We start from the raw sequence: 21,055 nt of genomic DNA, 5'->3' as shown, positions 1-21,055 counted from the left end.
GGTGTCCGGGTCAGTCGCCGAACGGGTTCACCACCCACTCGCCCTTGCGCAGGACGCCCTTGACGTCGAAGTCCGCGTCGAGGAGGACCAGGTCGGCGTCCTTGCCCGGGTCGAGGGAGCCGATGCGGTCGTGGAGGCCGAGGAGGCGGGCCGGGTTGGCGGAGAGGGCGGCGACGGCGTCCTCGATCGGGAGGCGGTCGACGGTGACGGCGCGTTTGAGGGCGCGGTCCTGGGTGAGGGTGGACCCCGCGATCGAGCCGCCCTCCACCAGACGGGCCACCCCGTCCGCGACCTCGACCTCCAGCGGGCCGAGCATGTAGCGGCCGTCGCCGAAGCCGGCGGCGTCCATGGCGTCGGTGATGAACGCGACCCGCCCGGCGCCCGCGTGACGGAACGCCAGTTGCAGGGAGGCGGGGTGCAGATGCGTACCGTCGTTGATCAGCTCGACGGTGATCCGTTCGTCCTCCAGGAGCGCGGCGATCGGGCCGGGCTCGCGGTGGCCGAGCGGGGGCATCGCGTTGAACAGGTGGGTCGCCACGGTCGCGCCCGCGTCGATGGCCTGGACCGTCTGCTCGTAGGTGGCGTCCGTGTGCCCGATCGCCGCGAGGACGCCGAGTTCGGCGAGGAGTCGTACGGAGTCGAGGCCGCCGGGGAGTTCGGTCGCCAGCGTGACCATGCTCGCCCGTCCGCGTGCCGCGTCGATCAGCTTGCGGACCTCGGCGGGGTCGGGGTCGCGCAGGAGGGCCTCCGCGTGGGCGCCCTTGCGGCACGGGGAGATGAACGGGCCCTCGAAGTGGATGCCGGCGATGTCGCCCTGCTCGGCGAGTTCGGAGAGGAGGCCGGCGCGGTGGGCGAGGCCGTCCATGTCACCGGTGACCGTGGAGGCGACGAGGGTGGTGGTGCCGTGGAGGCGGTGGGTGCGGATGCCCTGGAGGACCTCCTCGACGGCGCCGGAGGTGAAGGAGGCGCCGCCGCCGCCGTGGTTGTGGAGGTCGACGAAACCGGGGACCAGCCAGTGGTCGTGGACCAGGAGGGTGTGGGCGTTCTCCGGGGGGTTGTCGGAGATCTTGGTGCCGTCGATGGTGAGACGGCCGTTCTTCACCGTGCCGGTGGGGAGGACGATGTTGGCGCCTTCGAGGACGTAGGGCTGTGCTGTGTGCCGAGGCCGCGGGTTGCTCGTGGTCGCTCGCGCGGTTCCCCGCGCCCCTGAAGGAGCGCTGTCGGACCCGGTGTCGGAAAGTGCGGGGGCCATCAGGTGGTTACCTCCGAAGGGGCCTTGGGAGCCGTGGGGGTCGTGGGGGTGAGGAGGTCCCAGGCCATGAGGCCGGCGCCGAGGCAGCCCGCGGTGTCTCCCAGGGCGGCCGGGACGATGGCGGGCACCTTCTGGAAGGTGACCCGGTGTTCTACGGCGGTGCGCAGCGGGGCGAAGAGGGTGTCGCCGGCCTCCGCCAGGCCGCCGCCGACGATGAGGGTGCGGGGGTCGAGCAGGGTGAGGGCGGTGACGAGGCCGTCGGCGAGGGCGTCGACGGCGTGCTGCCAGACGGCGGCGGCGCGCGGATCGCCCGACTCGACGGCCTTGGCACAGTCCGCGGCGTCGGCGCCGGGGTCGCCGGCGGCCTCCGCCCAGGCCTCGCTGACGGCCGCCGCGGAGGCGAACCGTTCCAGACAGCCGCGCTGACCGCAGGGGCACGGGAGGCCCCCGGGCCGTACGACGATGTGGCCGATCTCGCCCGCGAAGCCGTGGGCGCCCGCCTCCACCCGGCCGTCGACGCCGATCGCGCCGGCGATGCCGGTGCCGAGCGCCACGAAGAGGAAGCGGTCCGCGCCCCGGCCCGCGCCCACGCGCCCCTCCGCGAGCCCGCCGGTGCGCACGTCGTGGCCGAGGGCGACCGGGACGCCGTCGAGGCGTTCGGCGAGGAGCGCGCGCAACGGGACGTCGCGCCAGCCGAGGTTGGCGGCGTAGACGGCGATGCCCCGGCCGGAGTCGACGATGCCGGGTACGGCGACCCCGGCGGCGGCCGGGGGCTCGCCGAAGTGCCGCTCGCCGTACGCGCGCAGTTCGGCGGCGAGGTCGAGGATCGAGGTGACGACCGCCTCCGCCCCGCGCTCGCGTCCGGTGGCGCGCCGGGTCTGGTGCAGCAGCACGGGGGGTGCGCCGGGTGCGGGGCCGGCCCCGACCAGTGCGGCCTTCATCCCGGTGCCGCCCACATCGAGGGCGATGACATGTCTCACGGGAACAGTGTGGCCCTTTGACCCGCGAGAGGTCTAGTCCACTTACGTGGTGTAGACCTTGTGGTGTAGACCTTATGGAAGGTTTGGGAAGTTGAGAGATCAACGGCCTTGAACGCGGGGCCTGTGATTCAGGCTGTTGTGCGCGGGGCTCGTGCGACAGGTTGGGGCAGTGGGAGTGCGACAGCGGCAGCGGCGGACGAACGCCGGGGTCAGGAACAGCGGCATAGCGGCGGCGTCCGCACTGGGACTGATGGCGACGCTCGCGGGCTGCGGCGCCTCGGAGGCCGAGGGCCCCGGCGTCACGCTGAGACTGGTCGCCGCCGACTACGGCGACTCCAAGGCGAACAGCTCCCAGAAGTACTGGGACGCGGTCGTGAAGGCGTACGAGAAGAAGACTCCGGGCGTCAGGATCGACGTCAGCGTCTACTCCTGGAACGACGTCGACCGCAAGATCAAGGAGATGGTCGCCGCCGACGAGGCCCCCGATCTCGCGCAGGCCGGCACCTACGCGGACTACGCCTCGGCCGGCCGGCTCTACGAGGTCGACGACCTGCTCTCCATCCCCGTCCAGGCCGGCTTCCTCCCCCAGCTCGCCGACGCGGGCAAGGTGAAGCGGGTCGCGTACGGGATGCCGTTCGCCGCGTCCACCCGCGTCCTCTTCTACAACAAGAAGCTCTTCGCCGAGGCGGGCATCGACCGCGCCCCGCGCAGCTGGAACGAGCTGGCCGCCGATGCCGAGGCGCTCAAGGGGGCCGGGGTCGGCACCCCGTACGCGCTGCCGCTCGGGTCCGAGGAGGCGCAGGCCGAGACCATGCAGTGGCTGCTCAGCGGCGGGGGCGGCTACACCGACAACGTCGGCACCTACCGGATCGACTCCGACGACAACGTCCGGACCTTCACCTGGCTCAAGGACGAGCTCGTCGACAAGGGCCTCACCGGGCCCGTCGCCCCCGCCGAACTCAACCGCGCCGACGCGTTCGCGGCGTTCGCGCGCGGAGAGGTCGGCATGCTCAACGGGCACCCCAGCCTGATGAAGATGGCCGCCGACGAGGGGGTCGAGTACGGGACGGCCGCCATGCCGGGGCGTGACGCGCGCAAGCACGCGACCATGGGGGTCGCCGACTGGATGATGGCCTTCAAGCAGAACGGGCACGAGGACGAGATCGGTGACTTCCTCGACTTCGTCTACAGCGACGAGAACGTGCTCGACTTCTCCCGGGAGTACGACCTGCTGCCGGTGACCGCGTCCGCGTCCGAGGAGATGGCGGGGGACAAGGGCGACGCGGATCTCAGGCCCTTCCTCGAAGCACTGCCCAGCGCGGAGCTGTATCCGGTCGGCAAGACGTCCTGGGCGGATGTCAGTGCGGCGCTGAAGGAGCAGATCGGGCGGGCGGTGCGGTCTGACGCGAAGCCGGCGACCGTGCTCGGTGAGCTGCAGCAGACGGCCACTGTCGCTGACCGGGAGGAGTAGGGCGGCCGGGGGGCGGGGGCGCGACATGGGGGGCGGGTGCGGGTGCGTCGGCGGGTGCGGTTCGGTGGGGCTTCTCGCGCAGTTCCCCGCGCCCCTGAGAGACACGGCCCCTGCGGGCCGAAAAGCACGGGCCGCAGGCCCTGCTTTTCAGGGGCGCGGGGAACTGCGCGACCAGCCCTCACTCACCCGCACCCGACCGCGCACCTCACCCGCACCCGAGCACGCACCTCGCCCCTCGCGCCGCCCCCACCACGTGACCACGTGCCCCCGCGTGATGTCACACCCGTCCGTTACCGTCGAGCCATGGACGAGCTGGGCACCCGGGAGCAGGCGATCCTCGCCGTGGAGCGGCAAGGGTGGGAGGGGCCGGGGGCCAAGGAGCGGGTCATCCGGGAGCGGCTCGGGCTGGCGCCGGTGCGGTACTACCAGCTGCTCAACGCCCTGCTCGACGACCCCCGCGCCCTCGCCCACGACCCGGTCACCGTCAACCGGCTGCGAAGGGTCCGGGAGGGACGCCGGGCCGAGCGATGACGGATAGGGTCGACGCCATGGGCAGCCACAAGGACACAGACAACCCCAAGGCCACCTTGCCGACACCCGTGACCCCGGCCGGGCGGGACGCGCTGGACGCGATCCTCGACCGCCCGGGCGGCACGGTGATCGCCCTCGACTTCGACGGCACGCTCGCCCCGATCGTCCCCGACCCCGAGCAGGCCCGCGCCCACCCCGACGCGGTCGCCGCCCTCGCCGCCCTCGCCCCCAAGGTCGCCTCCGTGGCCGTGGTGACCGGCCGCCCGGCGGCCGTCGCCGTCCGCCACGGCGGCTTCGCCGGTGTCCCCGGGCTGGAACGCCTCGTCGTCCTCGGCCACTACGGCGCCGAACGCTGGGACGCCGTCACCGGCACGGTCAGCGCCCCCGCCCCGCACCCCGGTGTCGCGGCGGTCCGCGCGGAGCTGCCCGGCTTCCTGGACGGCGTCGGCGCGTGGCAGGGGACCTGGATCGAGGAGAAGGGGCGGGCGGTCGCCGTCCACACCCGCCGCGCCGTCGACCCCCAGGCCGCCTTCGACGCGCTGCGCGCCCCGCTCACCGACCTCGCCGCCCGCCACGGCCTCATCGTCGAACCCGGCCGCATGGTCCTCGAACTGCGGCCCCCGGGCATGGACAAGGGCGTGGCCCTCCGCGACCACCTCACGCGGACCGGCGCCGGATCCGTCCTCTACGCCGGCGACGACCTGGGCGACCTCCCCGCCTTCGCCGCCGTCGAGAAACTCCGCACCGAGGGCACGCCCGGCCTCCTGGTCTGCAGCGGCAGCGCGGAGGTCACCGAACTGTCGGAGCGGGCCGACCTGGTGGTGAACGGCCCGGAGGGGGTCGTCCGCCTCCTGGCGGGCATCGCCGAGCACGTATAGCGAGGCGACGAGGAGAGGGCCCGGCCTCCCGTCGATGCCCCGCCACGCCTCCCGGCGCTACCGGGGGGCCTCCTCCAGCGCCCTCAGCTGGTCCAGGAACCACTGCGTGGGCGGCAGCGCGGTGGCCGCCGCGACCAGCCGCTTGCCCCGCTCCGCCCGCTCGGCCGCCGGCAGGTTCAACGCCTCGTCCAGCGCGGCCGCCGTACCCACCACGTCGTACGGGTTCACCACCACGGCGTCGTCCCCCAGCTCCTCGTACGCCCCGGCCTCCCGCGACAGCACCAGCACGCACCCCTCCTCGGAGATCACCGGCACCTCCTTGGCGACGAGGTTCATGCCGTCGCGGATGGGGTTCACCAGGGCCACGTCCGCGAGACGGTACGCGGCGAGGGAGCGTGCGAAGTCGTCCTTGAGGTGGAGGAGGACCGGGGTCCAGTCCGGTGTCCCGTACCGCTCGTTGATGTCGTCCGCGACCCGCTGGACCTCGGCCATGTAGTCCCGGTACACCGCGAGGTCCTGCCGCGACGGGTACGCGAAGGCGACGTGCACGACGCGCTCGCGCCAGGTCGGCCGGTCGTCGAGGAGCTGCCGGTAGGCGTGCAGGCCGCGCACGATGTTCTTCGACAGCTCGGTGCGGTCGACGCGGACGATCGTGCGGCGCGGGGTGCCGTCGGGGGCCGTGCCGATCTGCTCCCGCAGCGTGACGATGCGTTCGTCGACGTCCGCCTGGTGGGCACGGGTCCGCAGGAAGTCGGCGTCGGCGCCCAGGCCGTGCACGCCGATCCTCGTGCCGGACGCGGCGTCGGGGCCGAGGACGGCGTGACAGCACGCGGTGAACGCGTCCGCCCACCGCCGGGTGAGGAACGCGGCGCGGTCGGCGCCGAGGATGCCGTCGAGCACCTGCGCGGCGATGTCGTCGGGGAGCATCCGGAAGTAGTCGACGGGCGCCCACGGGGTGTGCGAGAAGTGGCCGATGCGCAGGTCGGGGCGGAGTTCGCGCAGCATGCGGGGGACCAGGACCAGGTGGTAGTCCTGCACCAGGACGGCCGCGCCCTCCGCCGCCTCGTCGGCGAGCGCCTCGGCGAAGGCGCGGTTGTACGTCTCGTACGCCGCCCACTGCCGCCGGAACTCCGCGTCGAAGGCCGGTTCCAGCGGGGTCTGGTAGAGCATGTGGTGCACGAACCACAGCGTGGAGTTGGCGACGCCGTTGTACGCGTCGTGGTGCACGTCGGCGGGGATGTCGAGCATGCGCACGCCCGGTTCGGCGATGCCGCGTCGTACGGCCTCGCGGTCGCCGTCGCCCAGGGCGGAGCACACCCAGACGGCGCCGGAGGACGGGTCGATCGCGGAGAGGCCCGAGACGAGACCGCCGCCGCCGCGCTTCGCGCCGAGCGTGTCGGTCCTCTCGTCCAGCGTGTAGGTGACGGGTCCCCGGTTGGACGCGACGAGTACGTGGGCCGGGCCGTGCGTTGATGCCATAAGGCTCAACCTAGCCCGGGGGTTCGGCGGTCAAACGTGCGGTTCGGCCGTATACAGGAGTGCCTCGGGGGGTGGGGGGTGCGGGTGCGTCGGCGGGTGCGGGTCCGGTGGGGCTTCTCGCGCAGTTCCCCGCGCCCCTAACAGCCCAGCCCCTGCTTTTCAGGGGCGCGGGGAACTGCGCGACCGGCCCCCGGCACCCGACACCCCCGGCCCCGAAAAAAATTACGCCGCCTTCCGCTCCGCGTACTCCGCGATCTCCACCATCGGCTGCCGTTCCTCCAGGTCCACCGAGTACGTCCGCGGCTCGAACCCCTCCCGTCCGCGCTCGAACTGCGTCAGGACGGGACGTATCAGGTGGCCGCGGGCCAGTCGGAGCTGGGCCGTGCGGTAGATCGCCGCGGACATGCGGCCCAGCGCCTGCCCGTCCTGGTGGCGGTGTTTGCGGACGCCCACGTCGACCTGGGACAGGGCGTCGAGGCCGACCAGGTGCAGCGCGTCGACCAGCATGCCCAGCTCCACGCCGTAGCCGACGGGGAACGGGAGCCGTTCCAGGAGGGAGCGGCGGGCCGCGTACTCGCCGCCGAGGGGCTGGACGAAGCCGGCCAGCTGGGGCCAGTGCATGTTGAGCAGGGGACGGGCCATGAGTTCCGTCACACGGCCGCCCTGGCCGGCGGCGGAGCCCAGGGGGCGGTCGTACATCGCCTTGACGAGGTCGACACCGGGGTCCGTCAGCAGCGGGCCGACGATCCCGGAGACGAAGTCGGACGAGAACTCCCTGAGGTCCGCGTCGATGAAGCAGACGATGTCACCGCTCGTGACGAGCAGGGAGCGCCACAGGACCTCGCCCTTGCCGGGCACGGTCGGGACGCGGGGCAGTATGTCGTCGCGGTGGACGACCCGCGCGCCGGCCGCCGCCGCGACCTGCGACGTCCGGTCGGTGGAGCCGGAGTCGACGACCACGATCTCGTCGACGAGCGGGACCTGCCGCATGAGGTCGTGGCGGATGATCGCGACGATGTCGCCGACGGTCTCCTCCTCGTTCAGCGCGGGCAGGACCACGCTGACCGACTGGCCGCAGGCGCGTTTGGCGGCCATGATCCTGTGGAGCGGGCGGTCGGCCATGGACCAGGAGCGGGTACTCAGCCAGCGCTCGACTTCCTTCAGCACAGTGCGCGGCTCCTCTGCGTTCATCTCGCGGTTCGGACGGCTCTCTCAACTGTCCTGGCCTTCGGTTACAGTCTTGGACAACGCTGGTGACCATCGCATGTCGGTGCCCGTCGGCGTATACAACCAAATACCGCTCATCCAGAGGGGCAGAGGGATACGGCCCGATGAAGCCCCGGCAACCCTCCAGCCGGTCTGACCACGTTGTCGTGGTGAGGCTCCCGGCTCGGGAAGGTGCCAAATCCGTCTCACGGCGAAGTGCGTCGTGAGGAAGATGAGGAGAAAGGGCCTCGCCTCCATGGCTGCGCAGACTGTTGCAAGCACCATCGATTCCACCTCCACAGTAGACCTCGGGCCCGCCGCCGCCCTGAGCTGTCGGGAATGCGGTCACCGGGTACCGCTCGGACCGGTCTTCGCCTGTGAGGAGTGTTTCGGGCCTCTGGAGATCGCGTACGACTACTCCGCGTACGACACGGAGGAGCTGCGGAAGACGATCGAGTCCGGCCCCGCGAACATCTGGCGGTACGCGCCCCTGCTGCCCGTCCCGGCCGACGTGGCGACCAAGCCGAACATCAACCCCGGCTGGACCCAGCTCGTCAAGGCAGACAACCTGGCCGCCGCGCTCGGCGTCGACGCCGGCAAGCTGTTCATCAAGGACGACTCCGGCAACCCGACGCACTCCTTCAAGGACCGTGTCGTCGCCCAGGCGCTGGAAGCCGCCCGTGCCTTCGGCTTCACCACCCTCTCCTGCTCCTCCACGGGCAACCTGGCCGGTGCCGTCGGCGCCGCCGCCGCCCGCGCCGGTTTCCGGTCCTGCGTGTTCATCCCGCACGACCTGGAGCAGGGCAAGGTCGTCATGGCCGCGGTCTACGGCGGCGAGCTGGTCGGCATCGAGGGCAACTACGACGACGTGAACCGCTTCTGCTCCGAGCTGATCGGCGACCCGGCCGGCGAGGGCTGGGGCTTCGTGAACGTCAACCTGCGGCCGTACTACGCGGAGGGCTCCAAGACCCTGGCGTACGAGATCTGCGAGCAGCTCGGCTGGAAGCTGCCGGACCAGCTGGTCGTGCCGATCGCCTCCGGATCGCAGCTCACGAAGATCGACAAGGGCCTCCAGGAGCTGATCAAGCTCGGCCTCGTCGAGGACAAGCCGTACAAGATCTACGGTGCGCAGGCCGAGGGGTGCTCGCCGGTGTCGGTGGCCTACAAGGCGGGCCACGACGTAGTGCGGCCGCAGAAGCCGAACACCATCGCCAAGTCGCTCGCGATCGGCAACCCGGCGGACGGTCCCTACGTGCTCGACATCGCGCGGCGGACCGGCGGGGCCGTGGAGGACGTGACGGACGAGCAGATCGTCGAGGCGATCAAGCTGCTGGCGCGGACCGAGGGGATCTTCGCGGAGACCGCCGGCGGGGTGACCGTCGGCGTCACGAAGAAGCTGATCGAGGACGGCGTCCTCGACCCGACGCTGACCACGGTCGTGCTCAACACCGGTGACGGTCTCAAGACGCTGGACGCGGTGGCCGGGACCGGCCTGACCGCGACCATCCGGCCCAGCCTCGATGCGTTCCGAGACGCCGGTCTCGCGTAAGGGCCGGTAGTCGTTCGTCCGCGGGTCCGTGGGGGCTGGTCGGGCCCACGCGGCGGCAGCCGCATAACCGGTACAGCCCCGCGCCCCCAACTCTTCTGCACCGACCGGAGGTCACAAGTCATGAGCGTCAACGTCCGCATCCCCACCATCCTTCGCACCTATACCGGTGGGCAGGCCGAGGTCCAGGCCGAGGGGGCCAACCTCGCCGAGGTGATCGCCGACCTGGAGAAGAACCACAACGGGATCGCCGCCCGGGTTCTCGATGATCAGGGCAAGCTGCGGCGGTTCGTGAATGTGTACGTGAATGACGACGATGTCCGGTTCGAGCAGGGGCTGGAGACGGCGACGCCGGACGGTGCGGGCGTGTCGATCATTCCCGCGGTCGCCGGTGGCTGACCGCCGGTCCGTACCCGCCGGTAGTAACCGTCGGTAACTTTGATTACCGAGAGTTCATCGAATTGCCCCCTCCGCGAGAGAAGCGGAGGGGGCAATTCTCTATGGTTGAGCACTGTAGAGTTGGGGAACCCGGTCCGATCACCGTAGTGATTCCTTGCCGGATGCATATGTGATTCCGCCGCACGCCCTATATGAAGTAGCCAAAGTGTGCAGGCCTTTTGTGTATTTCGCTCCTTTTGTGGGGCCCGACTTGCCCTGAATTCAGGCGAATTGTTCGTACATTCCCGACCGGTCGTGTCCAGAATTCTCGTCCGATTGACCTGTTGCAGAGGGCAGTTGGACAGATACATTCGGCCGCGGTCGACGCGTTCCGGCGCACACCCCCAACCGTTGGGGGGTGAGGTCTGACCCGGATCCGCGAAGTGTGGATCTGTGCAAGGGCCAGTAATAGGGGAGTTAGGCATGGCTCAGGGCACCGTCAAGTGGTTCAACGCGGAGAAGGGGTACGGCTTCATCGCGGTCGACGGTGGTGCGGATGTATTCGTCCACTACAGCGCGATTCAGATGGACGGCTACCGCACCCTGGAAGAGGGCCAGCGGGTCGAGTTCGAGATCTCGCAGGGTCAGAAGGGGCCGCAGGCGGACATGGTCCGACTCGCGGCCGGCTGAAGTAACGCGCCGGGTTCAACGCAGCGACGTTCTTCGTTCTTCGTAGGAGGGCTCGCACCCCGTTTTCGGGGTGCGAGCCCTCTTGTGTGCGCGGGCGCCGACGAGTCCGGGCGGGGCCGCGCCGAGGGGCGCGCGTCGGGGGGTCGTGCACGGGGGCGCGAGGGCGCGCTCACCTGCGGATCACCGAGAGACGCCCGCGCCCGCCCGTGACCCGACCACCACCCCTCGACGGGCCCGCTTCGAGGGCGCACCTTGCACTCGGGCATGCCGAGTGCTAATCATTGGCGTTAGCACTCTGAAGGTGAGAGTGACAACGAGGACCGGGTCGGCGAGGCCCGCAAGCCGGGTGGGGCAAGGAACCACGAGGCAGGCAGGCCGTCCGTCGCGGGCGCCAGCGCGGTCCGGAGCAATCCACCCCCTGTCCGGGAGGACCACTTCACATGGCCAAGATCATCGCGTTCGACGAGGAGGCACGGCGCGGCCTCGAGCGCGGCATGAACCAGCTCGCGGACGCCGTCAAGGTGACGCTCGGCCCCAAGGGCCGCAACGTCGTCCTCGAGAAGAAGTGGGGCGCCCCCACGATCACCAACGATGGTGTTTCCATCGCCAAGGAGATCGAGCTCGAGGACCCGTACGAGAAGATCGGCGCCGAGCTGGTCAAGGAAGTCGCGAAGAAGACGGACGACGTAGCCGGTGACGGCACGACGACCGCGACCGTCCTGGCCCAGGCCCTGGTGCGCGAGGGTCTGCGCAACGTGGCCGCCGGCGCCAACCCGATGGCCCTCAAGCGCGGCATCGAGAAGGCCGTCGAGGCCGTCTCCGGCGCCCTGCTGGAGCAGGCGAAGGATGTCGAGACCAAGGAGCAGATCGCTTCCACGGCCTCCATCTCCGCCGCCGACACCCAGATCGGCGAGCTCATCGCCGAGGCGATGGACAAGGTCGGCAAGGAAGGCGTCATCACCGTCGAGGAGTCCCAGACCTTCGGTCTGGAGCTGGAGCTCACCGAGGGTATGCGCTTCGACAAGGGCTACATCTCGGCGTACTTCGCCACCGACATGGAGCGTATGGAGGCCGTCCTCGACGACCCGTACATCCTGATCGCGAACTCCAAGATCGCGAACGTCAAGGACCTGCTCCCGCTCCTGGAGAAGGTCATGCAGTCGGGCAAGCCGCTGCTGATCATCGCCGAGGACGTCGAGGGCGAGGCCCTGTCGACCCTGGTCGTCAACAAGATCCGCGGCACCTTCAAGTCCGTCGCCGTCAAGGCCCCGGGCTTCGGTGACCGCCGCAAGGCGATGCTGAACGACATCGCCATCCTCACCGGTGGCGAGGTCATCTCCGAGGAGGTCGGTCTCAAGCTCGAGAACACCTCCATCGACCTCCTGGGCCGTGCCCGCAAGGTCGTCATCACCAAGGACGAGACCACCATCGTCGACGGGTCCGGCTCCTCGGAGCAGGTCCAGGGCCGGGTCAACCAGATCCGCGCCGAGATCGAGAACAGCGACTCGGACTACGACCGCGAGAAGCTCCAGGAGCGCCTGGCGAAGCTCGCGGGCGGCGTGGCCGTCATCAAGGCCGGTGCCGCGACCGAGGTCGAGCTCAAGGAGCGCAAGCACCGCATCGAGGACGCCGTTCGCAACGCGAAGGCGGCCGTCGAGGAGGGCATCGTCGCCGGTGGTGGCGTGGCCCTGCTCCAGGCCACCTCGGTCTTCGAGAAGCTGGACCTGGAGGGTGACGAGCTGACCGGCGCCAACGCCGTGAAGCTCGCCCTGGAGGCCCCGCTCAAGCAGATCGCCGTCAACGGCGGCCTTGAGGGCGGTGTCATCGTCGAGAAGGTGCGCAACCTGCCCGTCGGCCACGGCCTGAACGCCGCGACCGGTGAGTACGTCGACATGATCGCCGAGGGCATCATCGACCCGGCGAAGGTCACGCGCTCCGCGCTGCAGAACGCGGCCTCCATCGCCGCGCTGTTCCTCACCACCGAGGCCGTCATCGCCGACAAGCCGGAGAAGGCCGGTGCCGGCGCCGGCGCCGGTGGCGGCATGCCGGGCGGTGACATGGACTTCTGATCGACCCCGGTCGATCACCGTCCTGCGGTACCGAGGGCGGCACTCCCTGGAAACGGGGGGTGCCGCCCTCGGGCGTGTCCGGGGTCACATCGGACGGGGGTGCGGCGACGGAATGCGGTGGCGGGCGGGGCGGTTGTGCGGAGTGACTATATGCATGCGCATGTAGTGCAGTGTCCATGCCACCTTCGAATCACCCGCGCCACCCGCGCCACCCATGTCGTCCGAACGTCCCGAGGAGTCCCCACGTGACCACCGCCTCCACCTCCCGTGCCGCCGAGGTCCTGTCCCGGCCCGTCACGATCAACGGCCTGACCGTCCCGAACCGGATCGTCATGGCGCCCATGACGCGGACGTTCTCGCCCGGTGGTGTGCCGGGGGCGGACGTGGCCGCGTACTACGGGCGGCGGGCGACCGCGGGGGTCGGGCTGATCGTGACCGAGGGGACCTACGTCGGGCACGAGACGGCCGGGGACGTGGACAACGTGCCGAGGTTCGCCGGTGAGGAGCAGCTCGCGGGGTGGGCGAAGGTCGCGGAGGCGGTGCATGCCGGGGGCGGCACGATCGTCCCGCAGCTGTGGCACATCGGGGCCGTCCGGCAGCAGGGACAGCTCTTCCCCGAGGCGCCGGTCCTCGGCCCGTCCGGTCTGCGGGTCGACGGCACCGAGGCCGAGGGCGGCCGGGCCATGACGCAGGCCGACATCGACGAGGTCATCGAGGCCTTCGCCAGGTCCGCAGCCGAGGCCGAGCGCATCGGCATGGACGGCGTCGAGCTGCACGGCGCCCACGGCTACCTGATCGACCAGTTCCTCTGGGAGCGCACCAACCGTCGTACGGACGCCTACGGCGGTGACCTCGTCGCCCGGACGAAGTTCGCGGCGGCGGTCGTGGCGGCCGTGCGGGACTCCGTGTCCGCCGACTTCCCCGTCATCTTCCGCTACTCGCAGTGGAAGCAGGACGGGTACGACGCCCGCCTCGCCCAGACGCCCGAGGAGCTGGAGGCGCTGCTGAACCCGCTCGTCGCGGCCGGCGTCGACGCCTTCCACGCGTCCACGCGCCGTTACTGGCAGGCGGAGTTCGACGGTTCCGAGCTGAACCTCGCGGGCTGGACGAAGAAGCTCACCGGCAAGCCCACCATCACGGTCGGCTCGGTCGGCCTGGACGGCGAGTTCCTCACCGCGTTCGCCGGCGAGAGTGCGCCGTCGAAGGGTATCGACGACCTGCTGAACAGCCTGGAGGCCGACGAGTTCGATCTCGTCGCCGTGGGCCGGGCGCTGCTCCAGGACCCGGAGTGGGCCGCGAAGGTCCTCGACGGCCGCTTCGACGAACTGAAGGCGTTCCAGCCGTCGGCGCTGACGTCGCTCAGCTGAGGCGCGCCGGGGCCTTCGGCAGGCGTAGTCAGAGAGGCGCTCATACCGGGGTCCCTTCCTGACGCTCCTGTCGTCGCTGGTCCATCGCCGCGCGGATCTCCGCCGCGCGGGCCTGGACGGTTGATGAGGTCAGGAGTGCCTGGGGGTGGAGGGGCGGAGGGCGTTCGCCCCGGCATGTGGCGCAGACGCCGCCCGGGAGGGCTTCCGGGCGGCCCGGGGCGCGGCAGTGGGCGCATTCCAGCATGCGGAGAGGCGGCCGGGAGGGGTGTGGTTCCGGGGCCCGTTCCGGCTCCCATGGCGGCTGCGGCTCCGGCTCCGGCTCCGGTTCCGGCTCCGGTGGGAGTTTGTCGCGAAGGCGGGTGCGGATGAGGGCCGCCGGGCTGTGGACCGGGACGGGGAGGCCGGCGGTGAGGGCCCGGTGGATGTGCTCCTCGGTGGCGCCGCGCTCGAACCACGGTGCCAGCAGCGGGGCCAGGGCCACGCAGTCGGCCTGCGAGAGGGACAGGGCCGGAACCGTACGGCCGAGGGCGGCGAGCAGGATGTGGGCGCGGGAGCGGGTGGGACGGGCCCGTTCCGGCTCCTCCTCGGGTACGTCACCCCGGGTGAACCTCGCCCACCAGAGGTCGTCGCGCGCGGTACGCGAGAACCACGTTCGGGTGATCCAGTGCGCGGTGCCCGACGCGGCGGTCAGGTGTTCGCGACCCCGGCGCAGGTGGCCCGCGTTCTGCAGCCTGTTGAGGGCGGTCCGCAGGGCGCACTGGCCGTACGGCAGCTCCTTGGCCAGCGTCTTCACGCTGATGTCGGCGCCGTCGGGCAGGCGGTCGATGAACGCGGCGATCGCTGCTTCGCGGGGCGGGAGTCCGGCGAAGTCATGGGCCGAACGGGGGAGTTGGCCGGGGGCGGCGCGCTTGCCGTAGCCCGGGGCCGCCATCGGGTGGGGGTGCGGGGCGGGCGGGATCGCGTGCGCGGGCGGGGCGGCAGCACTAAAGTTGGCAACAGCCATGGGATCGAACTTTTCCTTCGATCTCGTAGGTCAAGCCCCCGCAGGTGCTGGTAACACCTGGCGGGGGCTGTTTCGTCTGCGGGCACCGTATCAGCATCGTCACCCTGCGTGGCAAGTCGAACGCGTGACGTCAACTTGCCGGGTGGGAGGGTGGGTTGAGGCCCACCTCCCCATCCGAAAAAAGAGGGCTCGCGGCTGACGGCTTGAGCTTCGGGGCCGGTCCGTCGAGGCGTCAGCCCATGCTCTTCGCGCCGTCCAGGGACTCCCGGATGATGTCCGCGTGACCGGCGTGCTGCGCGGTCTCGGCGATGATGTGCAGCAGCACCCTGCGGGCCGACCAGCTCGCCTCCTCTTCGAACCAGGGGGCCTTCGGGAGCGGGTGGGACGCGTTCAGGTCGGGCAGTGTGGCCACCAGTTCGTCGGTCCGGTCGGCCACCTCGGCGTACTCCGCCAGCGCACCGGCCAGCGTCTCGCCGGGCAGCATCCGGAACTCGTCGGCGCGCTTCGCCCAGTCCGCCTCGGTCATGGCGGTGAAGTCCGGCATCGTCGAGGGTCCGTCCACGATGAAGGCCGCCCAGTTCCGTTCCACCGACGTGACGTGCTTGATCAGGCCGCCCAGGCACAGTTCACTGGTCGTGGTGCGACGACCTGCCTCCTCGTCGGTGAGGTCGCGCGTGGTGAACCGCATGAAATGGCGCTGCTTGGAGAGGGCTTCCAGCAGTTCCGCGCGCTCGCCGGTTGCGGTGTTGGTCATGGTCTCGGCCTCCGTGGGTTCCGGTTCGGTTCCGTCGGTCGAGACCACGTTAGGAGTCGATTAGGTCAGATCCTGTCCGCTACTGCTTGAGGTCTTCGACGAACGCGGACCACGCCTCGGCCCGGAACACGAGTGCCGGGCCGAGGGGGGTCTTGGAGTCCCGCACGGGGATGTGGGTGGGGTGGCCTTCGGCGACCTCTAGGCAGTTGCCGCCGCTGCCCTCGCTGTAGCTGGACTTGTACCAGTGGGCCACTTCTAGGCAGTTGCCGCCGCTGCCGTCGCTGTACGTGGACTTGCGCCAGGTCACCGAGTGGAGGCCGTACTCAGGGCTGATCTTCATGGGCGTAATCCTCCGCCACCGATTCGATCAAGGCCAGAGATTCGTGGGGCGAGAGCGCGGTGGCTCCCAGTAAATCGTAGGCCAGTTCGTAGCGAGTGACGGTGGCCGGGTCGTCTTCCAGCCTGCCGGTTCCGGGGCCCTCGAAGTAGACGAGGGGCGGAGCGTCGTCGAAGCCCATCAGCTTGATCGCCCCGCCCATCAGTGTGTGTGCCCCCGCCCTGAACGGCAGCACCTGCGCGATGATCCGACGCCGGTGGACGAGGGCGGCGACGTGGCGAAGGGCCTCGACCATGACGGCAGGGCTGCCCGTCACGCGACGCAACGCCGCCTCGTCCAGTACGACCCTCAGCAGAGGCTTTGTTGGATCGTCGAGGAGCCCGGCTCGTTCCAGCCGTGCCGAGACGAGCTTGTCGATCGCCCCGTCAGGGGCGGTCGGCTGATGCGCGATGCAGACGGCCCGAGCGTAGGCGCCGTTCTGGAGCAGCCCCGGGATGAGCATGGGCGCGTACTCCCTGATCCTCGAAGCGACTGCCTCGGCCTCGGCTGCCTGCGCGAAGTGCTCCGGATACTTGGACTTGGCGGTGGCCTGGCAATTCCGCAGGAAAAAATCCCCCGTCTCCAGTGCCACATCGATCAGCCGTGCGATCTCCGGCTGCAACCGCCGTACCGCCGACTCCAGTTGCCCCACGAACGACCCGCTCACGAACAACCGCTGGCCCAGGTCCTCCTGGCTGAGCCCCGCCCTCTCCCGGGCGTGCCGCAACTCCGCCCCCAGCAGCGCCCGGGGTGACGACGACGGGTCCAGATCCTTCGGTCCTGGCATGGCCACAGCTCCCCTGTCCAGCAGAACCCCTGTTGGGGCGTCGTATCTGGCCAGGCTAAAGCCCCTTCGGACACGCTGTGTGGTGAATCGGCAACCCAGTGTGGAGGGCGTGGGCGTGGAGAACAGAGCGGCAGCGAAGAGGCGCAACCCGGTGCGGACGACCGAGGAGGCCGTGGAGCAGCTCGACCGGGCGCTGCGCGGCGTCGGGATCGTCCTGCCGTCGCTGCGGGTCGATCCGATCACCGGAGCCAGCGAACTGCCGTACCCGCTCGTCGAGTTGGGCTGCTGCAACCTCCAGGTCGCCGCCGACCTGGCCGCCGTCCTGCGTGAGGCGGCCGAGACGTGACGGCGTCGGCGCGGTCGTACGCCATCGACGCGCGGGACGGCCGGATCGGCGAGGTGATGGGCCGGGAGGGCGGTTACGTGCAGTTGCGGCCGGTCGGGGGTGGACGGGAGTGGGACTGCCCGCCGGGCGCGCTCCGCGAGGCGGCCCCGGGGGAGGTGCTGCGGGCCCGGGTGCGGCGGGTCAACGAGGAGGGAAGGCTGCCGTGTTGAGCGCTTGGTGACACTTGGAGGGAAGCTGTCCCCTTTGCGGGGTGACCGTGCCAGGCTGGACGGTCATGGATCGAGGGCGGGGGACGGCGATGCGCGGGACGCTCGGGCTGGTGGCGTGTCTGGTCGGGCTGGTGTGCGGGTGCGGTGGGCCGGGCGGTGATACGGGCGGCGGGTCCGGCGGCGACGCGAAGGCGGGGTCGGACAGGCCGCGCAGCACGGCCCCGGCCTCCCCCTCCGCCTCCGCCTCGAATTCCGGGGGCGGGGGCGGAGGCGGGGGCCGGGCGTACGTGACGTTCACGTCCGCCGAGCCGGTCGGCCCGGACACCCTGGAACGGGCCGCCGGGCTGATGCGGGACCGGGTGAAGGCGGCCGAGCTGACGGATGTCGAGGTGACGGTCGAGGAGAAGCGGCAGATCACGGTGGCCGGCCCGGCCGAGAGCGAGGAGTCGTTGAAGGCGCTGGGCGCGCCGGCCGAGCTGGCGTTCCGGCCGGTGCTCAGCCAGCTTCCGACGCAGGACGAGGGCACGTGCGGGGCGCAGGCGGACGCGTCCCCGTCGCAGCCCCTGAGGGCGTGCGGGGAGCAGCAGGGCGCCCTGTCCACGTACGAACTCGGCCCGGTCGCCGTGCCCGGCACGGATGTGTCCGACGCGGCGGCGGACGTCGACGCGGCGCGTGGCGGCGGCTGGTTCGTGACGCTGGAGTTCACCTCGGCGGGCGCGAAGAAGTTCGCCGACGTGACGGGCCGGCTGGCCCAGCAGACCCCGCCGCAGAACCAGTTCGCCATCGTCCTCGACGGCACGGTCGTCTCCGCTCCCTCCGTGAGTACCGCGATCACCGGTGGCACGGCCGAGATCTCCGGCGACTTCACCCCGCAGGAGGCCGAGGAGCTGGCGGCCAACCTGGACACGGGCGCCCTGCCCGTGCGCCTGAGGGTGTCCTCCGTGACGACGGTGCCGGCTTCTCAGGGCTGACCACGGTGAGCGGGCCGGGGCCGTTCGACGTGCTGGAGGATGCCGCCGACGCAGAAGCAGAGGGCGCCGGTGAGGGTGCCCCAGTTGGCGATGTCGGCGTTGATCAGGCTTCCGGTGGCCGGGCGGGTGTAGGCGGCGAACGCCGAGACCATGAAGAGGACGGAGCCGAGCTGGTTCACGGCGACGATCCACCAGCCGAGGTCGCGCGGCAGCAGGCGCGGCCGGCCGTGGCAGATCTCCACGAGGGCGAGGTGCCCGGAGATCAGGAAGAGCACGCAGCCGATCATGTCGGGCGCCCAGATCAGACGGTTGACCTGTTGCGCGGTCAGACCCTGCAGGAAGGAGTCGAGCAGGTTGACGGCGAAGACCAGGGTGCCGGCGAACAGGACGAACGTGCTCAGCCAGTCGGCCCGCCCCGGCTCGTAGCTCCACCATCGCCAGCGCCGACTGACCAGGACGCCTTCGCCCCCCGGCACATGGCGAGGCGCGTTGATCACCTGGAGCAGGGACACATAGCCGCCGATGTTGAAGCACAGGCCGCCGGCGAAGTAGACCGACGCGGAGGTGGTGGCGTCGCCCGAGCCGAACTGGGCGACGGCGGCACCCGCGGCGAAGAGCGCTCCGCCGAGGACGAAGACGGTGGCGGCGATCGCGTTGAGCCTGCGCAGCCGGGCGACGGTGGCGTCGTCGGCGCTGGCGTGATGGGCGGTGGCCGCTCCGGTCGGGTGGACGGTGATGAGTCCGCGGCGCCGGGCGAGCCGCGATTCCCAGACCGCGGTACCGCCGCCGGGCGGCTGCCAGGTGAGCCGTGTCGTGAACGGCCCGGCGCCCTCGGCGTGCTGTCCGGGCCGTGTCATCGAGGGCCGTCTGCCGCTTCGCTCATGGCGTCTCCCCAGGTCACCGAGGTCGGGCGCCGTCGACCACGGGCCCTGAACCGCCGTCGACTCTGCCAGACCTGGGGGGAGGCGGCCCGGTGTCGGAGCGCGGGTTGGTCCGATCAGCGGATGTCGGGCGTCAGCCGGGGGTCAGCCGGGTGTTCAGCGGGGCGTCAGCAGCTGCCGGGGGGCGTCAGGTGGTGCGGCGGCCTGCGGGGGACCCGCTCAGACGTTCCCCATCGGCTCGATGTCCATCCGGACCGGCTCGCCCCAGATACGCGTCACGTCGTAGTCCGTGAACTCCTGGACCAGGCGGTACGCGATGGCGGGACGGGGGCCCCGGCGCTGGGCGGCGAGAAACAGCTCGGCCTCGCGGCGGTCGCGGCGGGGGGTGCCGCAGAGCTGCCAGACCTGGCCGTTCCACGCCTCGGGGAGCCAGCGCTGCTGGGGCTGGGGGCGGTCGTCCCGTATGCCGTAGCGCGAGGGGGCCTGGGCGGCGGGGCCGGTGGGGCGGGGAGGGCCGTAGCTGTCGTTCAGCTGGGTGCGGCGGGCGGCGCGGCGGCGGGTCTCGCAGAGGAGACAGCGGTCCGGGGCCTCCTCGTCGACCGGGCCGTTCGGATGCTCGGCGCAGCGGGTGGTCGGCTTGGCCGCCGCGACCGTGTCGTCCAGCAGCTCCAGAGCACGCCTGATGTCCGCCTTCACCTCGTGCAGCCGGGCGTCCGGCGTCTCGGCGCTCAGCGTCTCGCCGTGCTCCCCGAGGAGACGCAGGGCACGGCCGAGGGCGGTGAGCTGGGCGTGGTTCACGGGCTCGGTCCTTCCCTGGAGACATCGACTCACCCCACGGTGCCACACGCCACTGACATCGATGCCCATGAGCGGTTCCGGCGCCCGTTTCCGTGCCGCCCTCGGTACCTGTGTCCATGGCACCTTCGGTGCCCCGTTCCGGCGGAACCGTGACCTACGGCCGTATTCCGTGCGGCGATCCCGGGCGGGACACTGCTGGCGGCACACCAGTGGTGTATCGGGGAGGCCGCACGGTGGAGATCGTCTTTTGGTCGTCGGCGCTGGTCGTGGCCCTCGCCGCCCTGGCGGGCCGGCAGGTGCTGCTCTACCCCGTCCGCTGGGGTGACCGGCGCCACGCCTATCACCCGGACCACGCCGACGCACGCCGGGAGCTGCGCGAGGCCCGGCTGCTGCGGCGGACCAGGGAGCGGCAGATCCGCCGCCGGATCGGGAAGGTCCGGAGCGCCGCCACCGGCGTCGCACGGGAGGGGGAGCGGCAGGTCCAGGCGCTGCGGGCGAAACGGGCGGAACTGCAGCGCGACACCCCGGGCGAGGAGCGGTACAGGCTCGGCGACCTGGTGCTGTACGAGCACGCCCTGCACTTCCTGGTCAGGGCGCCGCAGGAACAGCGGGCCCCTGAGCGCGTGCGCCGGGCCCTGCCCCTGGGCGGGGTCAAGGTCAGGGTCGTCGCGACCGGCGACGGCGTCTCCCTGAGCGTGACCTGGCCGCAGGGCAAGGACAGCGTCGCCTACCCGCGAGCGGACAGGAAGGACGTCGAGAGCTTGGCCAGACAGATCTCCGCCGCCGTACTGCGCGAGACCGAGTACCGCGCGCAGCGGCAGCGGCAGAGCGCGGACATCGGCGCCGAGGTGCGGAAGATCCGGAAGGAGACGGCCGAGCGCAAGGCGGAGAAGGAACGCGAGCGCGACCGGCTGATCGATTCCCTGCGCCCGGACCGGGCGAAGGCCAGGAAGGACTGGGAGGCCGCCTGCTCGGTGTGGGCGCGGCGGACGGGGTGTCGCCCGAGGTGGGTGTGGCGCTGGTGAGGGGCGGGCCGGCGGACCGGGTCGCGGGGGCGGCATCAGCTCCTGTGCCCCAGCGCGA

22 protein-coding genes and 1 riboswitch are annotated in these 21,055 nt (G+C 71.1%); of the genes, 12 read left to right on the top strand and 10 right to left on the bottom strand.

Annotated elements, in window-relative coordinates; all coding sequences use genetic code 11:
* Positions 1 to 10: 10 nt before the first annotated feature.
* On the bottom strand, positions 11 to 1,252 hold the full coding sequence (nagA, locus tag STRBO_RS0137570) for an N-acetylglucosamine-6-phosphate deacetylase (protein ID WP_005486346.1): 1,242 nt from the start codon (positions 1,250 to 1,252) through the stop codon (positions 11 to 13).
* Positions 1,252 to 2,232, bottom strand: coding sequence for an ROK family protein (locus tag STRBO_RS0137565; protein WP_005486345.1), 981 nt, complete (start codon positions 2,230 to 2,232; stop codon positions 1,252 to 1,254). The genes nagA and STRBO_RS0137565 overlap by 1 nt, the downstream gene beginning before the upstream one ends.
* A gap of 169 nt (positions 2,233 to 2,401) precedes the next feature.
* Here STRBO_RS0137565 and STRBO_RS0137560 point away from each other — a divergent pair, with 169 nt between their 5' ends.
* The 3 genes from STRBO_RS0137560 to otsB all read left to right on the top strand — a co-directional run bounded on the left by STRBO_RS0137560 (position 2,402) and on the right by otsB (position 5,112).
* Positions 2,402 to 3,703: an extracellular solute-binding protein gene (locus STRBO_RS0137560; RefSeq protein ID WP_005486344.1), complete on the top strand. Its 1,302-nt coding sequence runs from the start codon at positions 2,402 to 2,404 to the stop codon at positions 3,701 to 3,703.
* Positions 3,704 to 4,006: 303 nt separating this feature from the next.
* Positions 4,007 to 4,234 carry a DUF3263 domain-containing protein gene (locus STRBO_RS0137555; protein ID WP_005486343.1) on the top strand — a complete coding sequence of 76 codons (228 nt, stop codon included), beginning with the start codon at positions 4,007 to 4,009 and terminating at the stop codon, positions 4,232 to 4,234.
* 17 nt (positions 4,235 to 4,251) lie between these two features.
* The gene (otsB, locus tag STRBO_RS0137550; protein ID WP_005486342.1) at positions 4,252 to 5,112 is read left to right on the top strand and encodes a trehalose-phosphatase; all 861 of its coding nucleotides are present in this window, start codon (positions 4,252 to 4,254) and stop codon (positions 5,110 to 5,112) included.
* Positions 5,113 to 5,169: 57 nt separating this feature from the next.
* Here otsB and STRBO_RS0137545 read toward each other — a convergent pair whose 3' ends face one another.
* Both STRBO_RS0137545 and STRBO_RS0137540 read right to left on the bottom strand, forming a co-directional pair.
* On the bottom strand, positions 5,170 to 6,591 hold the full coding sequence (locus STRBO_RS0137545) for an alpha,alpha-trehalose-phosphate synthase (UDP-forming) (protein WP_005486341.1): 1,422 nt from the start codon (positions 6,589 to 6,591) through the stop codon (positions 5,170 to 5,172).
* A 222-nt stretch (positions 6,592 to 6,813) separates the two neighbouring features.
* Complete coding sequence (locus STRBO_RS0137540; protein WP_005486340.1) at positions 6,814 to 7,758, bottom strand: glucosyl-3-phosphoglycerate synthase; 945 nt, start codon at positions 7,756 to 7,758, stop codon at positions 6,814 to 6,816.
* 131 nt (positions 7,759 to 7,889) lie between these two features.
* Positions 7,890 to 8,036, top strand: a riboswitch (SAM riboswitch).
* 17 nt (positions 8,037 to 8,053) lie between these two features.
* Here STRBO_RS0137540 and thrC point away from each other — a divergent pair.
* The 5 genes from thrC (at position 8,054) to STRBO_RS0137515 (ending at position 13,847) form a co-directional block, all read left to right on the top strand.
* Positions 8,054 to 9,346 carry a threonine synthase gene (gene thrC / locus STRBO_RS0137535; RefSeq protein WP_020115707.1) on the top strand — a complete coding sequence of 431 codons (1,293 nt, stop codon included), beginning with the start codon at positions 8,054 to 8,056 and terminating at the stop codon, positions 9,344 to 9,346.
* Positions 9,347 to 9,466: 120 nt separating this feature from the next.
* Positions 9,467 to 9,742, top strand: coding sequence for a MoaD/ThiS family protein (locus tag STRBO_RS0137530; protein ID WP_005486337.1), 276 nt, complete (start codon positions 9,467 to 9,469; stop codon positions 9,740 to 9,742).
* A gap of 462 nt (positions 9,743 to 10,204) precedes the next feature.
* The gene (locus tag STRBO_RS0137525) at positions 10,205 to 10,411 is read left to right on the top strand and encodes a cold-shock protein (protein WP_005486335.1); all 207 of its coding nucleotides are present in this window, start codon (positions 10,205 to 10,207) and stop codon (positions 10,409 to 10,411) included.
* A gap of 440 nt (positions 10,412 to 10,851) precedes the next feature.
* Positions 10,852 to 12,480, top strand: a complete 1,629-nt coding sequence (gene groL, locus STRBO_RS0137520) for a chaperonin GroEL (protein WP_005486332.1) — start codon at positions 10,852 to 10,854, stop codon at positions 12,478 to 12,480.
* Positions 12,481 to 12,725: 245 nt separating this feature from the next.
* A complete protein-coding gene (locus tag STRBO_RS0137515) occupies positions 12,726 to 13,847 on the top strand; it encodes an NADH:flavin oxidoreductase (protein WP_005486329.1) in 1,122 nt (373 codons plus the stop codon).
* 40 nt (positions 13,848 to 13,887) lie between these two features.
* On the opposite strand, the gene STRBO_RS0137510 is transcribed toward STRBO_RS0137515, so the two are convergent.
* The 4 genes from STRBO_RS0137510 to STRBO_RS0137495 all read right to left on the bottom strand — a co-directional run bounded on the left by STRBO_RS0137510 (position 13,888) and on the right by STRBO_RS0137495 (position 16,767).
* A complete protein-coding gene (locus tag STRBO_RS0137510; RefSeq protein WP_005486328.1) occupies positions 13,888 to 14,778 on the bottom strand; it encodes a hypothetical protein in 891 nt (296 codons plus the stop codon).
* Positions 14,779 to 15,082: 304 nt separating this feature from the next.
* Positions 15,083 to 15,604, bottom strand: coding sequence for a DinB family protein (locus tag STRBO_RS0137505; protein WP_086016381.1), 522 nt, complete (start codon positions 15,602 to 15,604; stop codon positions 15,083 to 15,085).
* A gap of 79 nt (positions 15,605 to 15,683) precedes the next feature.
* Positions 15,684 to 15,944 carry a DUF397 domain-containing protein gene (locus STRBO_RS0137500; RefSeq protein ID WP_005486324.1) on the bottom strand — a complete coding sequence of 87 codons (261 nt, stop codon included), beginning with the start codon at positions 15,942 to 15,944 and terminating at the stop codon, positions 15,684 to 15,686.
* A complete protein-coding gene (locus tag STRBO_RS0137495) occupies positions 15,928 to 16,767 on the bottom strand; it encodes a helix-turn-helix domain-containing protein (RefSeq protein ID WP_005486322.1) in 840 nt (279 codons plus the stop codon). The genes STRBO_RS0137500 and STRBO_RS0137495 overlap by 17 nt, the downstream gene beginning before the upstream one ends.
* 115 nt (positions 16,768 to 16,882) lie before the next feature.
* On the opposite strand from STRBO_RS0137495, the gene STRBO_RS0137490 reads away from it, so the two are divergent.
* The 3 genes from STRBO_RS0137490 (at position 16,883) to STRBO_RS0137480 (ending at position 18,293) form a co-directional block, all read left to right on the top strand.
* Positions 16,883 to 17,113, top strand: coding sequence for a hypothetical protein (locus STRBO_RS0137490; RefSeq protein WP_245170641.1), 231 nt, complete (start codon positions 16,883 to 16,885; stop codon positions 17,111 to 17,113).
* Positions 17,110 to 17,322, top strand: a complete 213-nt coding sequence (locus STRBO_RS0137485; protein WP_005486319.1) for a hypothetical protein — start codon at positions 17,110 to 17,112, stop codon at positions 17,320 to 17,322. The genes STRBO_RS0137490 and STRBO_RS0137485 overlap by 4 nt, the downstream gene beginning before the upstream one ends.
* A 287-nt stretch (positions 17,323 to 17,609) precedes the next feature.
* A complete protein-coding gene (locus STRBO_RS0137480; protein WP_020115706.1) occupies positions 17,610 to 18,293 on the top strand; it encodes a preprotein translocase subunit SecD in 684 nt (227 codons plus the stop codon).
* Here STRBO_RS0137480 and STRBO_RS0137475 read toward each other — a convergent pair.
* Together STRBO_RS0137475 and STRBO_RS0137470 are read right to left on the bottom strand one after the other, a co-directional pair.
* Positions 18,284 to 19,150 carry a hypothetical protein gene (locus STRBO_RS0137475; protein ID WP_005486316.1) on the bottom strand — a complete coding sequence of 289 codons (867 nt, stop codon included), beginning with the start codon at positions 19,148 to 19,150 and terminating at the stop codon, positions 18,284 to 18,286. The genes STRBO_RS0137480 and STRBO_RS0137475 overlap by 10 nt on opposite strands.
* Positions 19,151 to 19,393: 243 nt before the next feature.
* Positions 19,394 to 19,972, bottom strand: a complete 579-nt coding sequence (locus STRBO_RS0137470; RefSeq protein WP_005486314.1) for a hypothetical protein — start codon at positions 19,970 to 19,972, stop codon at positions 19,394 to 19,396.
* A 233-nt stretch (positions 19,973 to 20,205) separates the two neighbouring features.
* Between STRBO_RS0137470 and STRBO_RS0137465 the strand changes: the two genes are divergently transcribed.
* Positions 20,206 to 20,997: a hypothetical protein gene (locus STRBO_RS0137465; RefSeq protein WP_005486311.1), complete on the top strand. Its 792-nt coding sequence runs from the start codon at positions 20,206 to 20,208 to the stop codon at positions 20,995 to 20,997.
* Positions 20,998 to 21,055 lie beyond the last annotated feature (58 nt).

The sequence above is a fragment of the Streptomyces bottropensis ATCC 25435 genome (assembly GCF_000383595.1).
GTDB classification, from domain to species: domain Bacteria; phylum Actinomycetota; class Actinomycetes; order Streptomycetales; family Streptomycetaceae; genus Streptomyces; species Streptomyces bottropensis.
This window is presented reverse-complemented; position numbering and strand designations above follow the sequence as displayed.

Bases quoted from the DNA above. Each gene is read 5' to 3' on its own strand.
- nagA (WP_005486346.1), bottom strand. From the start codon at position 1,252: ATGGCCCCCGCACTTTCCGACACCGGGTCCGACAGCGCTCCTTCAGGG.
- STRBO_RS0137555 (WP_005486343.1), top strand. From the start codon at position 4,007: ATGGACGAGCTGGGCACCCGGGAGCAGGCGATCCTCGCCGTGGAGCGG.
- otsB (WP_005486342.1), top strand. From the start codon at position 4,252: ATGGGCAGCCACAAGGACACAGACAACCCCAAGGCCACCTTGCCGACA.
- STRBO_RS0137545 (WP_005486341.1), bottom strand. From the start codon at position 6,591: ATGGCATCAACGCACGGCCCGGCCCACGTACTCGTCGCGTCCAACCGG.
- thrC (WP_020115707.1), top strand. From the start codon at position 8,054: ATGGCTGCGCAGACTGTTGCAAGCACCATCGATTCCACCTCCACAGTA.
- STRBO_RS0137530 (WP_005486337.1), top strand. From the start codon at position 9,467: ATGAGCGTCAACGTCCGCATCCCCACCATCCTTCGCACCTATACCGGT.
- STRBO_RS0137525 (WP_005486335.1), top strand. From the start codon at position 10,205: ATGGCTCAGGGCACCGTCAAGTGGTTCAACGCGGAGAAGGGGTACGGC.
- groL (WP_005486332.1), top strand. From the start codon at position 10,852: ATGGCCAAGATCATCGCGTTCGACGAGGAGGCACGGCGCGGCCTCGAG.
- STRBO_RS0137510 (WP_005486328.1), bottom strand. From the start codon at position 14,778: ATGGCGGCCCCGGGCTACGGCAAGCGCGCCGCCCCCGGCCAACTCCCC.
- STRBO_RS0137505 (WP_086016381.1), bottom strand. From the start codon at position 15,604: ATGACCAACACCGCAACCGGCGAGCGCGCGGAACTGCTGGAAGCCCTC.
- STRBO_RS0137500 (WP_005486324.1), bottom strand. From the start codon at position 15,944: ATGAAGATCAGCCCTGAGTACGGCCTCCACTCGGTGACCTGGCGCAAG.
- STRBO_RS0137495 (WP_005486322.1), bottom strand. From the start codon at position 16,767: ATGCCAGGACCGAAGGATCTGGACCCGTCGTCGTCACCCCGGGCGCTG.
- STRBO_RS0137475 (WP_005486316.1), bottom strand. From the start codon at position 19,150: ATGACACGGCCCGGACAGCACGCCGAGGGCGCCGGGCCGTTCACGACA.